Consider the following 12,600-nt stretch of genomic DNA (forward strand, 5'->3'; position numbering starts at 1 on the left):
ACAATCCAAAGATAATTAAGAGGCTAGGACTTTTGTCCCAGCCTCATTTTGCGTTCTAGTGAATAGAAGAGGTCAGTAGTTGAGCTTCACTCCTTGTGCTCAAGAAGCAGTGGTGAGGAAGTCTCGACTGCTTTTTTTCGCTTGAAAAATGCAGCCATTTGAACCAGGATACGGGGAACCGTCTGCCATTTTTTCCAAGCTTGTACCCTGGTGTCGATGAGTTGTTTAGCGAGACGTTCCAGCATTTCTCGCTCGGTTGGATCCAAATCCTGGGCATTTTGGAGGATTTCCTTGGCTTTAGCTAGCTGCTTGAGATCGGTTAGATCATTGATGGAAGTGATGCCGGCATCTAGAAAAATGCCAAAAAAGGTATCAAAGAACTTCTTGCGCTCGTCTGCCGAGGTCTCACGAACCCATTGTTTCAAGGTGAGATCTGTCTGTTGGCTATCTGGGCTGGTTTCAGAAACGGTCACAAAGCTGTAGTCCTTAATTTCCCAAGTGAAGGCGTCGTGCTGGGCAAAACCACCCAAGGCGCGACTTTTGACAATGGTCGTCGGTTCTGGCACTTCCAACATCATGCCAACGATGGATCCTTGAGGGACAAATCGACGAATGTTTGGGGACGTGCGCTGGTAGCCTTCGGTTTCGATGATGGCCTTGTTGAGGCCAGGAGCATCGTAGCTGTAGATCGCGTCGACCCGCTCAAATAAGGAATCAGGTAGATAAGAGCAGGCATAGGTCGCAAGGTTGCCCCCTTTGGAGTGACCGGCTACTAAGAAACGTCCTTTTGGAAATTCCTTCATGACATGTTGCAGGTAGCTGGCTGCGCGCCTCTGAGCTGGAACATGGTCCATATAGGTCATGTGGAAGTCTTCCTTCCAGCCGATCAAGGTATCATCCGTTCCTCTGAAAACGACCAAATACGCATCCAGACTAAGCCGATAGGTCATGGCCGCAAACTGTTTTTGTACATCGGGATCGTACTCATCGACATAGTTAAGGAGTTTGATGTTCTTAAAGCGCTTTGAAGTAGCTAATTCATCGACTAATTGGAGGTGCTGGTTACTCACGATGAAATCGGTTGTCCGGTCGATCAGTTCCATCGCATCAGACAGGCGCACTGGGATTCCTGTTGTATCTCCTTGAGGTACAATGTGTCCAAAGGGCAGATAGGTCAGCTCTGTCAAAGCGAGAACATCCAGCTCCTTGAAGGGACGGTCATATATGGAATCATAAGTCACTTCTTTTAGGTAATCAAAAATCGTCGACATCTGTGCCTCCCGTGTCTTATTTCTTTCAGTATAGCACAAAAATGGATGTAGAAAAAGCGCCTCCTATCAAGAAAGTAGAGGCCAGCTCTTCTTTCCCTCTGAAACAGCCTTTTTCTCTGCTGTTTAATCTGTTATAATAGGAAGAAGAAAAAAAGAAGGAAAGAAAGCCATGCATAAAATTCTCTTAGTAGAAGACGATGAAATTATCCGCCAACAAGTCAAACAATTATTGGAACAATGGGGCTATGAAGTGGTCGCAGTAGAGGACTTTATGGATGTCCTCGGGATCTTTGTCGAAAGTGACCCCCACTTGATCCTCATGGATATTGGCCTGCCTCTCTACAATGGTTACCACTGGTGCCAGGAGATTCGTAAGGTTTCAAAGGTTCCGATCATGTTTCTTTCTTCACGGGATCAAGCCATGGATATTGTCATGGCCATCAATATGGGGGGAGACGACTTTGTCACCAAGCCGTTTGATCAAAATGTCCTCCTTGCCAAGGTCCAAGGACTCTTGCGCCGCTCTTACGAATTTGGGACAGATCAAAATTTGCTGGAACACCGGGGAGCCATCCTCAATCTCAAGTCCACAGACTTGATGTACCAAGGAGAAGTCATTAAGCTGACCAAGAATGAATTTCAGATCCTGCGCGTCCTATTTGAACATGCGGGCAGTATCGTGGCGCGCGATGATATGATGAAGGAGCTCTGGAATAGCGACTTCTTTATTGATGACAATACCTTGTCTGTCAATGTGGCCCGCCTTCGCAAGAAACTAGAGGAGGCTGGCTTGTCAAACTTCATCGAAACCAAGAAAGGCATCGGTTACGGGTTGACCCATGAATAAATTTGGAACGATCTTCTGGCAATATGTGGTATCCCGCAGGCGCCTACTCTATCTATTGGTCATCTTTTTGATGGTCGATCTGGTCTTTGCCTATCTATTTCCAGAGACCGGGACGGTTTTCCTCTATGCGACCCTAGTGCTAGGCTTTTTTGCCCTCTGTGTCTTGATCTGGGATTTCGCCATGACATTTCAGGACTATCGCAAAGCCTCACTTTATGAGGAAGTTGAGGTTGCCTCACCACTAGAACACCTTCTTTATGAAAAATACAGGGAAGAACAGCAGGCGCGCTTGGAGGAAGGGAAGACAGCCCAGGCCAAGTTCAATGACCTGATGGATTACTATACCCTCTGGGTTCACCAGATTAAGACGCCCATTGCGGCCAGCCAGCTCTTGGTGCAAGATGTCGAGACGCCCATTGTCAAGCAGCAGATGGAGCAGGAGCTCTTTAAGATTGACTCCTATGCCAATCTGGTATTGCAGTACCTGCGACTGGAGAGTTTTCATGATGATCTAGTCTTAAAGCGCGTGTCGGTAGAAGACTTGGTCAAAGAAGTAGTCCGCAAGTATGCCCTCTTTTTTATCCAAAAGAACTTGACCGTGGATCTGCATGATTTGGAAGAGGAGGTCATCACCGATCGCAAGTGGCTCCTGGTCATCATCGAGCAGCTCTTGTCCAATAGCCTCAAGTACACCAGCACAGGTGGGATTGAAATCTATTTTAAAGACCAGACTCTCTATATAAAAGATAGCGGGATTGGGATCAAAAATAGCGATGTCCTCCGTGTCTTTGAGCGGGGCTTCTCCGGCTACAATGGCCACCTGACCCAGCAATCTTCAGGGCTGGGCCTCTATCTATCTAAGAAAATCGCAGAGCAATTGGGCCACAGGATCACCCTCCATTCAAAGGTCGGCCAAGGCACGACCGTTGCCATTCGCTTTGAAGAAAAGAAGTTGGTCATGGATTAAGATTCTCCATCTTACAAAAATGTAAGAAATAAACGGTAAAATGAAAGGTTAGGTTATGGTAGCCGCCTTTTATTTTTTATACAATAGTCTCATCAAATGAAGGAGGTCAAGAAAATGAAACTCTTGAAATGGATGAAACAACTCAAAAAGACTGAGAAACCCTGTAACCAAACCGATCTTGAAAAGACGGAATTTGGTCTCCAAGTCCTGCAACAAACCCAAGAATTTTTCTTGATCTACTAGTAAAAGGAGAAAAGCATGTCATTACTAGATGTTCAACATATCAAAAAGATCTACAAAACCCGCTTTCAAGGAACGCAGGTTGAAGCCTTAAAGGATATCCATTTTACCGTTGAAAAGGGCGAATACGTGGCCATCATGGGGGAATCAGGATCCGGGAAATCGACCCTCCTCAACATCCTAGCCATGCTGGATCAGCCGACCGAAGGGCGGGTCTACCTCAACGGTACCGATACTTCAACTATCAAGAACAAGGATGCCTCGAGCTTCCGTCGGGAAAAACTTGGCTTTGTCTTTCAAGACTTCAACCTGCTCGATACCTTGTCCGTCAAGGACAATATCCTTCTCCCTCTCGTCCTCTCACGCAGACCCGTCAAGGAAATGATGAGTAAGGTCGAGAGCGTCAGTCGGGAATTGGGCATTCACCAACTCCTTGAGAAATACCCTTACGAAATTTCTGGTGGGCAAAAACAACGGGTGGCTGTAGCACGGGCCATCATCACCTCACCTGAAATTCTCCTTGCTGATGAGCCAACAGGGGCGCTGGATTCCAAGTCCTCGGCTGCTCTTCTAGATGTCTTTGAAGATATCAATAGCATGGGACAAACCATCCTCATGGTGACCCACTCAACCGCAGCGGCAGCTCGGGCCAAGCGCGTGCTCTTTATCAAGGACGGGATTCTTTACAACCAGATCTTCCGCGGGAAAAAAACGGAGCGTCAGATGTTCCAAGAAATCTCGGATACTCTGACGATCATGGCAAGTGAGGTGGAGTAGATGTTTCGATTAACCACTAAATTAGCTTGCTCCAATCTGATTAAGAACCGCAAGCTCTATTATCCCTTTGCGATTGCGGTCATTCTCGCAGTGACCATCGCTTACCTCTTTGACTCCCTGACCTTTAATCCCCGTATTTCCGAGCTTCGAGGGGGCTCTTCCATAGTGTTCACTCTCAGCTTGGGGTTCTTCGTGGTCAATGCCGCAGGAGCTATCATCGTGCTCTATGCCAATAGCTTCGTCATGAAAAATCGCTCCAAGGAGCTGGGGATCTACAGCATGCTAGGCCTTGAAAAACGCCATCTCATCAGCATGATCTTCAAGGAACTCTTGCTTTTTGGCTTTCTAACCATCTCAGCCGGTGTCTTGATTGGAGCCCTCTTTGACAAGCTGATCTTCGCCTTTCTCTTGAAACTCATGAAGATGAAGGTCCAGCTAGTATCTACCTTCCAACCTGGGATTGTTATCTTGGTCTTTGTCACCTTTGGTCTCATCTTTGGACTTTTGATTCTTCTCAATGCTTGGCGCATTCTCCGTTTGAATGCCTTGCAGTTGACGCGTGAGAAGGCCAGTGGAGAAAAGAAAGCTCGCTTCCTGTGGCCCCAAACCATTCTTGGATTAGCAGCTCTCGGTTGTGGCTACTACCTAGCTTTGTCTGTCAAAGACCCCATCATTGCGCTTGTGACCTTCTTTCTAGCCGTTATCCTGGTCATGATTGGGACCTACCTGCTATTTAATGCTGGGATCACCGTCTTCTTGCATCTGCTTAAGAAAAAGAAGAACTACTATTACCAGCCCAACAATATGATCTCGGTCTCTAATCTCATCTATCGTATGAAGAAAAATGCAGTGGGGCTTGCGACCATTGCCATCCTCTCGACCATGGTGCTTGTGACCATCTCTGCAGCAACCAACATCTATGTCGGTAGCGAAATGGTCAAGAAAATCATGGCGCCTCATGATTTCTCTGTCCAAGGAAAAGGGGTAGACCTGGAGCTAATCAATCAGAAATTTGATGAATTTGCCTCTGAGCATCATCTCGAGATCAAGAATCGCGACCTGATGACCTATGCCAACTTTGGGGTTAAATCACAAAAGGGCACGGACTTCACGGTATATCCAGCTGATGAACGCAGCGTCACTCCTAAAACCGTCTTTATGGTCTTTGATGTAGCTAGTTATGAACACATGACAGGCGAACATGTCGATCTGACTGGCAACCAAGTCATCCTCTTTGCCCATAACAAGGATCTTAAAGGGCAAAAGCAGTTCACTATCAACGGGCAAGACTTCCAAGTCAAGGAAGAAGTGAGCAAGGATTTTATCACCGATCATGTGCCAAATCAGTTTAATATGCTGACGGAGGATTTCAACTACCTGATCGTGCCTGACCTCTCAGCCTTTGTAGCCCAGTTTCCAAATCTTGCCATCAATACCAATATCTACGGTGGATTCAATGTCAATGTTGACGAAGACCAGCAACTCAAGCTGGCAGCCAGCTATGACAAGATGATCGATGAATTGAGTAGCCAACAGGCCCAAGGAACATTTGTCTATGGGGGGAACCGTGCCAATGATGTGGCAGAGTTGAATAGCCTCTTTGGTGGCATCTTCTTTATCGGTATTTTCTTGTCATTGATCTTTATGGTCGGAACAGTCATCGTTATCTACTACAAGCAAATTTCAGAAGGCTATGAAGACCGTGACCGATTCGTCATCCTCCAAAAGGTAGGGCTTGATGAAGATGAGGTCAAACGGACCATCAACCGTCAAGTGCGGACTGTCTTCTTCCTCCCCCTCATCTTTGCCTTTGTCCACCTGGCCTTTGCCTACCATATGATCCGCCTCATTCTCAAAGTGCTCGGTGTCATCAATAGTGGCCAAGTCCTCATCGTGACCCTCAGTGTCTGTGCCGTCTTTCTCATCACCTACCTAATCGTCTTTTGGATCACCTCTCGGAGCTATCGTAAGATTGTGCAGATTTAGGAAAAGAAACTCAAATTAAATTAGAAACTTTCCTTAGGTGAGTACGGACGTCAGCGAACTTCGAAGAAGTTCCATGACTAATTATTGAGCCTAAGGTCTCAATAATTCCGAGTGCCTGAAACATAATTATTTCAGGCACTTTTCTCACAGCGGAAAGTTTCAATATACTCTAATAATAATCAGATATTATTTGGATATTTTTGCACAATAATCCAGCATAGGTTATCCAAAGAAAAGAATTGTCAATTTTTTTAGCTTGCTCATAGCGGGCTTTTTTGTACGAAAACCGACTGCGATTGTTTTTGTTTTTCAAAGGGATACACAACAAAGACTGAACCCGTAGAGTTCAGTCTTTGTTCACTTTCTATTAAAGTGATGTAAGGAAAGTCAATCCCCCTAGGATGACACCTGCTGAATTTGGAATGATCAAAATCCAGTCTTTTTTAGGTTCCTTTGTCCAACCATAAATGACCCAGATCAAGCAAGAAATAGCAGCTGACAAGGGTTGGAAAGGTTGGGCCTTATTTCCCTGTAAATTAGCAATAATTTGTGGGATGTAGGCAATGAAAACGATAATCCCAATAAAGGCACCGATCGAGCCAACGATTTGGTTGATTTTTTGTTTGTTCATAAAATTTTACCTCTGTGTATTAAAATAGCATAAGTAGGAAGATAATGCAATTAATTTGCATGCTACGCAAAATGAAAACGATCACATTTGCAAAAGAATTAGACAAAGTGTCAAAAAATGGCAACTAGAGAGAAAATCCATTCGAAAAGAAATCCATCTTCCTGCAAAATCACAAGATTGTGACACTTTACAGTTCGGTAACATTTGAAAAAAGTAATTGAATTTTAAGAGGGCAAGCGTTAGAATAGTACGTACTTAAAAAACGAAAGGTATCATGAAAATGAATGAAAAACAAATGAAAATCCTTGGTTGGGTTGCGACCTTTATGTCTGTCATGATGTATGTGTCTTACTTTCCACAAATCATGGACAACCTCGCTGGTCACAAAGGAAACTTTATTCAACCGCTTGTCGCAGCCATCAACTGTAGCCTTTGGGTCTACTACGGCCTCTTTAAAAAAGAACGCGATATCCCACTTGCTGCAGCCAATGCACCAGGGATCATCTTTGGTTTGATCACAGCGATCACAGCCTTGTAATCAATGAAAGAGAGTGTGGGACAGAAATCGGTCATTCGTTAGAATTCGATTTTGTCGTCCCACCTCCGCACAGTTGAGTAGGGCTGTAAAAGCTGATGAAATCAGCGTAGTAGAGCCCACTCAACCACTGCGTCTTGCTCGACAATCCAAAGACAGTTGATAGGCCAGGACTTTTGTCCCGGCCTCTTTTTGATGGAATGAATCATTTCCATGGTATAATGGAAGGACTATTCATAGAGAAGATCAAAAGGAGACAAGAGTGGATCAAAAACATCAATGTCAAGTCCTATGGGCGAAAAATAAATACCTGGTGCTGAGTCATTCCAGTAATCTCTACAAGGAAATCCGGGAATATCTCAAGCAAGACCAGGTGGAGGTCAGTCACGTCGAGGACCTGATCCAGCAAGCACTGGCCTTGCCGGAAAATCGTGGCCAGGTCTCCAATGCTTTCCAGCATATCTGGGGCTATTTCAAAAAGCAGGCGACTCCTGAGGAAAAGGCGGACTTTATGCTGCTACTTGAGAAATACCAGCATGGCCAAGCTAGCCAAGAAGATCTGATCAAGGGGATCCAGACGCTCCTAGAGCGCTACCCGAATCGCTACTTGCAAGACTCGACACTACTAGGAGGTCAATAGATGAGACTCTGGCACCAAGATTTGATTCCCAAACTCCCTCGTCCCCAGCTCCTGGGCCAACACCGGGAATGCTGCGCCCTAAGGGGTAATGGCTGGGGCAAGAAGCACGCGACGGTCAACTATGTCTTTGACTACTCACCTTATCGCCTCTATGCCTATCACCGCCTGATCATGGAGGAGATGACCGCTCGTGGCTACAAGGTCAGCCCAGAGTGGTGGGAGCCAACCTACCGAGGCAAGACCTGCCCAGCTTATTCAAAATTAGAAGAGGAAGCCTTGAGCACCCCCATCTACCCCGAGCACCAGGATACTTACCTTCAAGAATGCCTGGAGAACCTAGCAGAAAAAGGAATCCAACTAGACTAAGAAAGAACGAACCAGACCAGGTTCGTTTTTTTGTGCGAAAAACCAACAAAATGCTTTGAAAGCGTTAATTTCTTTCTCAAACATGCTATAATAATAGGAGATTATGCACAGGAAAAGGATAGACGGATGAAAGAATTAATCGACTTAATTAATCAATTTAGAGATGAACGTGACTGGAGAAAGTTTCATAATGAAAAAGATTTAGCCATTTCGATTTCACTAGAAGCGAGCGAATTGTTGGAACTATTTCAGTGGAAACAATCAGAGGAAGTAGTTGAAAAGTCATTAAAAGAAATCAAAGAAGAACTTGCGGATGTTTTTATGTATTCTTTCATGTTAGCAGATAATTTGAATCTGGATGTAGAAGAAATTATAAAAGAGAAAATTGATATAAATGCAAAAAAATATCCTGTAGAATTAAGCAAGGGAAATAATAAAAAATATACGGACTTGGAGAAAAAATGAGCAATATTCAATCACCCGTAGTTATAGAAATCGATTATTCAAATCGAACATTTGATCAATTAAAAGAAACGATTGCTCCGAAACATTCTAAGCTTATCTTTGATTATCCAACTGTATACATCGTAAACGATGAGAATAAAAACAAGTATAGTGTTTATGTCGGAGAAACAACAGATATCATTCGTAGAACAAATCAGCACCTATCAGATGATATAAAGAAAGACCGAGAAGATTGGCGACAATTTGAACAATCTAAAACCTCTAAAATGTTTGTTATTGGACACAACCATTTCAATAAATCTTTGACCTTGGATATTGAGAATAGGTTAATGCTTTACTTATCAAGTGTTGACCAAGTTGAAAGGGTTCAGAATAGAAGAGGAAATCCTCAAAACCAATATTATACTTCCGAAGAGTTAGACGAGATTTTCTCAAAGATATGGAGAACCCTAAATCGGAAAAACCATTATTTATTCCCAGCAGAAAGTTTTATTCGAAATTCAGCGATATTTAAATCCTCTCCATTTCACAAGTTAACAGATGAACAAGTGAAGGCCAAAAATGAAATATTGCTCAAAATTACATCTGTCATTAGTAAAAATGAAACAGGAGTTCTAATTTTAGTAAAGGGTGATGCTGGTGCAGGGAAAACGGTTTTGATGAGTTCCCTCATCGATGATTTGTTGAATTCTGAAGATACTCAAATGATTCGTGAGAACAATGATATCAATTTGGTTGTGAATCATGATGATCAACTCAGTGTTTACCAAGAAATTGAGAAAAAATTGGAATGGAAGAGTGGATCAAATATTAATGTTGTGATGAAACCAACTCAATTTTTAAATGCTCTGAAAAAAGAAAAAACTGATGCTGGAATTGTAGTGGTTGATGAAGGTCATTTATTATTGACTGCAAAAAATCAAGCTTATCTAGGTGGGAATCATCTAAATGATTTACTTTCTAAATCAAAAGTAGTAGTACTTGTTTATGATGAAAATCAGATCATGAACAAATCCCAAATATGGACAGATGATGCTTTCTTGAAATTGGAACATGAAGCCAATTTAAAAGGAAATCTCATTACGCTACATAACCAAATGCGTATCCATGCAACTAAAGAAACAGTTGAGTGGATAAGGAACCTGATTGATGTTGGAGTTGTAAATGAGGTTCCAATTGATAATGATTATGATATTAGAGTTTTTGATTCTCCTGAAGAACTTCAAAGTGCAATCAAGGAAAAAAATGATAATCAGAGTTTAGGGATTTCACGCTTAACAGCAACCTATGATTGGGAATATAGTAGTCAATCAAAACCGAAGGATTCTGACTATTGGTGTGTCCGTATCGGAGACTGGTCTTGTCCGTGGAACAGACAACTTGCAAAAGAAAAAGAATCTAAACATTTATCCTGGATAGAGCAGTCTCAAACGATTCATGAAATTGGCTCAACATTTACCGTTCAGGGATTTGATCTAAATTATGTGGGAGTTATCATTGGCCCATCTGTCAAATATAGAGACGGGAAAATTATTTTTGATATAAGTGAAAGCAAAAATAAAAGTGCTGTTCAAAACAGAAAACTTGAATCAGGTGAAATGATTAATTACGGAGAAACATTATTGCGAAATGAGTTAAATGTTTTGTTAACCCGTGGAGTTAACGGGCTATACGTCTATGCGGTTGATGAAGAACTTCAACAAGCTTTAAAAAATGCGACAAAATAAGATGCTTCCTATTTCCCAAATTTTTTTCGAATGATAGAAGTAGAGGGACCTTCCCTCTATTTTTTATCGAAAAGGAGCAGGGATGCAGAAAAGACACGCGCATGTATCGCCGACCTTGGATATCATGGCCAAGAAGATTTTTAGTTTACCGGAGGTGACGGCAGCATTTATTCGGGACATTTTGGAGCTGGATGTGGCAGATGCTCAGATTGTGGAAGGAAGCCAGCCCCACAGCATGGCCTATGAGGAGGATGACTTGTTCTCCACTGCGGTGGATGTGAGAGCCAAGCTCCACGACGGGACCGAGGTGATCATCGAGATCCAGATTCGCAAGCAGCAGTATTTCTTGAATCGCTTCCATTACTATTTGGCCAATCAGCTGGTGGAGAATGTGCAAAAACTGCGCCAGCAAGGACAGACGCATAAGATGTACGAGCAGATGGAGCCCGTCTATGGGATTGCGATTTTGGAGAAGTCGCTCTTACTAGACGAAGAGGCCGCCATCAACAAATACTGGTTGACCAATAGCCGGTCTGGCAAACAACTCAAGGCCTATTATAAAAATGGCAAGCACCAAAATCTTCTGCAGGTTGCCTTTTTAGAGCTAGACAAGTATAATAAAGATGAGAATCTGACAGATGCAGGCAGACAATGGTTGGAGTTTTTTGGGAATCTTCCCTTTACAAAAGCTCCCAGTCAGGCCGTTGCTCACGCAGATTCATTATTAGATTCATCTAGCTGGACCAAGGAGGAGAAGACCATGATAGACGAGCGGATTCGTATTCAAGAAAATTATGATATGACCCTGGAGACGGCGATTGATGAAGCGCGTGAAGAAGGTTTAGTACAAGGGCTGGAACAAGGCTTAGAACAAGGCTTGGAACAAGGTTTGGAACAAGGCCTGGAACAAGGTCGTAAACAGTTGGTATGCGAGATGATCTCACGAGGAATGACACCTGATCTTATCTCAGAGATGACAGGTTTATCGCTTGAAGAGATTGAGACTCTTCTTTCTTGAGTCGTTAAAAGAGGCACTGCCTCTTTTCTTTTTGAAAAAACTTGAAAATTTTCCCATTTTTTCAATCCGCCTTTCTAGAATTGTGGTAGAATAGAGTCAACAAAGAGCTATCCTCACCAACAGTGTGATCGATACTAGAAAAGAGGATTCTGATGACAAGAAAAATTGGTATTATTGGTTTGGGGCATGTGGGTGCGACCTTGGCCCACAGCATGATTTTGAAACACACCTGTGATCATTTGGTTTTGATTGATACCAATGAGAAAAAGGTCAAGGCAGATGCCTTGGATTTCTGTGATACAGTTGCCAATACGGGGTATCCGGTTCATATCACGGTCAATGACTACGCGGCTTTAGGAGACGCGGATGTCGTGGTGTCGACTCTTGGAAATATCGAGTTGCAGGCTAATAACACTGATGACCGTTTTGCGGAGCTTCCCTTTACCAGTAAGCAAGTGGTGCAAGTAGCGCGTGATTTGAAGGCTTCTGGCTTTAGCGGGGTCTTATTGGTAGTGACCAATCCGGTCGATGCCGTCACTCAACTCTATCAACAATATACTGGCCTTCCAAAAGAGCAGGTGATTGGGACAGGGACTTTACTGGATACAGCTCGGATGAAGCGTGCAGTTGCGGATCGTTTGCAGGTTTCTCCTGCTAGTGTATCAGGCTACAACCTCGGTGAGCATGGGAATTCTCAATTTGTCGCTTGGAGTCAGGTCCGTGTTAAGGGACATGCTATTACCGATCTCTTCTCTCAAGAAGAACTTGACGCCATCAACTACGAGTCCTTGCGCGGTGGCCACACGGTTTTCTTTGGCAAATTCTATACCAATTTTGGGATTGCAGCAGCAGCCCAACGCTTGGCAGAAGCTGTGATCAATGATAGCCATGAGGAAATGCCAGTGTCTAACTATCGTCCAGAATATGGAACCTATCTTGGCTACCCAGCAATTGTAGGTCGAAAAGGAATTCTTGAACGATTGGATTTGCATTTGACAGAAGAAGAAAAAGAAAAATTGCTCCATTCAGCTGAAACTATCAAAGAAAATACACGAAAAGGATTAGAGCATGCATAAAAGCAAAGAGAGTGGGACAGAAATCGGTAATTCGTTAGAATTCGATTTCGTCGT

The 12,600-nt window shown here is 43.4% G+C and carries 14 protein-coding genes; 12 read left to right on the forward strand and 2 right to left on the reverse strand.

Annotated elements, in window-relative coordinates; genetic code table 11:
• Positions 1–86: 86 nt before the first annotated feature.
• The gene (locus ADG03_RS06545) at positions 87–1,271 is read right to left on the reverse strand and encodes a DUF2974 domain-containing protein (RefSeq protein WP_049473137.1); all 1,185 of its coding nucleotides are present in this window, start codon (positions 1,269–1,271) and stop codon (positions 87–89) included.
• Between the two features lie 169 nt (positions 1,272–1,440).
• On the opposite strand from ADG03_RS06545, the gene ADG03_RS06550 reads away from it, so the two are divergent.
• The 5 genes from ADG03_RS06550 (at position 1,441) to ADG03_RS06565 (ending at position 6,088) form a co-directional block, all read left to right on the forward strand.
• On the forward strand, positions 1,441–2,118 hold the full coding sequence (locus tag ADG03_RS06550; RefSeq protein WP_049473138.1) for a response regulator transcription factor: 678 nt from the start codon (positions 1,441–1,443) through the stop codon (positions 2,116–2,118).
• Positions 2,111–3,085: a sensor histidine kinase gene (locus ADG03_RS06555; RefSeq protein ID WP_049473139.1), complete on the forward strand. Its 975-nt coding sequence runs from the start codon at positions 2,111–2,113 to the stop codon at positions 3,083–3,085. Before ADG03_RS06550 ends, ADG03_RS06555 begins: the two co-directional genes overlap by 8 nt.
• Positions 3,086–3,199: 114 nt before the next feature.
• A complete protein-coding gene (locus ADG03_RS11935; RefSeq protein WP_256263225.1) occupies positions 3,200–3,328 on the forward strand; it encodes a hypothetical protein in 129 nt (42 codons plus the stop codon).
• Between the two features lie 15 nt (positions 3,329–3,343).
• Entirely contained in the window at positions 3,344–4,102 is a 759-nt protein-coding gene (locus tag ADG03_RS06560; RefSeq protein ID WP_049473140.1) for an ABC transporter ATP-binding protein, read from the forward strand.
• Complete coding sequence (locus tag ADG03_RS06565; RefSeq protein ID WP_049473141.1) at positions 4,103–6,088, forward strand: ABC transporter permease; 1,986 nt, start codon at positions 4,103–4,105, stop codon at positions 6,086–6,088.
• Between the two features lie 367 nt (positions 6,089–6,455).
• On the opposite strand, the gene ADG03_RS06570 is transcribed toward ADG03_RS06565, so the two are convergent.
• Positions 6,456–6,719, reverse strand: a complete 264-nt coding sequence (locus ADG03_RS06570; protein ID WP_003012241.1) for a SemiSWEET family transporter — start codon at positions 6,717–6,719, stop codon at positions 6,456–6,458.
• A gap of 280 nt (positions 6,720–6,999) precedes the next feature.
• Here ADG03_RS06570 and ADG03_RS06575 point away from each other — a divergent pair, with 280 nt between their 5' ends.
• The 7 genes from ADG03_RS06575 (at position 7,000) to ADG03_RS06605 (ending at position 12,546) form a co-directional block, all read left to right on the forward strand.
• The gene (locus ADG03_RS06575; protein ID WP_003011864.1) at positions 7,000–7,257 is read left to right on the forward strand and encodes a SemiSWEET family transporter; all 258 of its coding nucleotides are present in this window, start codon (positions 7,000–7,002) and stop codon (positions 7,255–7,257) included.
• A 259-nt stretch (positions 7,258–7,516) separates the two neighbouring features.
• Positions 7,517–7,894: a YbgA family protein gene (locus ADG03_RS06580; protein WP_049473142.1), complete on the forward strand. Its 378-nt coding sequence runs from the start codon at positions 7,517–7,519 to the stop codon at positions 7,892–7,894.
• Entirely contained in the window at positions 7,895–8,260 is a 366-nt protein-coding gene (locus ADG03_RS06585; RefSeq protein WP_049473143.1) for a TIGR02328 family protein, read from the forward strand.
• 126 nt (positions 8,261–8,386) lie between these two features.
• Positions 8,387–8,725 carry a nucleotide pyrophosphohydrolase gene (locus ADG03_RS06590; protein ID WP_003006111.1) on the forward strand — a complete coding sequence of 113 codons (339 nt, stop codon included), beginning with the start codon at positions 8,387–8,389 and terminating at the stop codon, positions 8,723–8,725.
• Positions 8,722–10,452 carry a DUF2075 domain-containing protein gene (locus ADG03_RS06595; protein ID WP_049473144.1) on the forward strand — a complete coding sequence of 577 codons (1,731 nt, stop codon included), beginning with the start codon at positions 8,722–8,724 and terminating at the stop codon, positions 10,450–10,452. The genes ADG03_RS06590 and ADG03_RS06595 overlap by 4 nt, the downstream gene beginning before the upstream one ends.
• An 82-nt stretch (positions 10,453–10,534) precedes the next feature.
• Positions 10,535–11,470, forward strand: a complete 936-nt coding sequence (locus ADG03_RS06600; protein WP_049473145.1) for an Rpn family recombination-promoting nuclease/putative transposase — start codon at positions 10,535–10,537, stop codon at positions 11,468–11,470.
• 152 nt (positions 11,471–11,622) lie between these two features.
• Positions 11,623–12,546, forward strand: a complete 924-nt coding sequence (locus ADG03_RS06605; protein WP_049473146.1) for an L-lactate dehydrogenase — start codon at positions 11,623–11,625, stop codon at positions 12,544–12,546.
• Positions 12,547–12,600: the final 54 nt, after the last annotated feature.

The organism is Streptococcus parasanguinis (assembly GCF_001069785.1).
Lineage (GTDB): Bacteria > Bacillota > Bacilli > Lactobacillales > Streptococcaceae > Streptococcus > Streptococcus parasanguinis_T.

Coding starts and splice junctions, on each gene's coding strand:
- ADG03_RS06560 (WP_049473140.1), top strand. CDS start 3,344: ATGTCATTACTAGATGTTCAACATATCAAAAAGATCTACAAAACCCGC.
- ADG03_RS06555 (WP_049473139.1), top strand. CDS start 2,111: ATGAATAAATTTGGAACGATCTTCTGGCAATATGTGGTATCCCGCAGG.
- ADG03_RS06545 (WP_049473137.1), bottom strand. CDS start 1,271: ATGTCGACGATTTTTGATTACCTAAAAGAAGTGACTTATGATTCCATA.
- ADG03_RS06590 (WP_003006111.1), top strand. CDS start 8,387: ATGAAAGAATTAATCGACTTAATTAATCAATTTAGAGATGAACGTGAC.
- ADG03_RS06605 (WP_049473146.1), top strand. CDS start 11,623: ATGACAAGAAAAATTGGTATTATTGGTTTGGGGCATGTGGGTGCGACC.
- ADG03_RS06550 (WP_049473138.1), top strand. CDS start 1,441: ATGCATAAAATTCTCTTAGTAGAAGACGATGAAATTATCCGCCAACAA.
- ADG03_RS06565 (WP_049473141.1), top strand. CDS start 4,103: ATGTTTCGATTAACCACTAAATTAGCTTGCTCCAATCTGATTAAGAAC.
- ADG03_RS11935 (WP_256263225.1), top strand. CDS start 3,200: ATGAAACTCTTGAAATGGATGAAACAACTCAAAAAGACTGAGAAACCC.
- ADG03_RS06595 (WP_049473144.1), top strand. CDS start 8,722: ATGAGCAATATTCAATCACCCGTAGTTATAGAAATCGATTATTCAAAT.
- ADG03_RS06585 (WP_049473143.1), top strand. CDS start 7,895: ATGAGACTCTGGCACCAAGATTTGATTCCCAAACTCCCTCGTCCCCAG.
- ADG03_RS06570 (WP_003012241.1), bottom strand. CDS start 6,719: ATGAACAAACAAAAAATCAACCAAATCGTTGGCTCGATCGGTGCCTTT.
- ADG03_RS06600 (WP_049473145.1), top strand. CDS start 10,535: ATGCAGAAAAGACACGCGCATGTATCGCCGACCTTGGATATCATGGCC.
- ADG03_RS06575 (WP_003011864.1), top strand. CDS start 7,000: ATGAATGAAAAACAAATGAAAATCCTTGGTTGGGTTGCGACCTTTATG.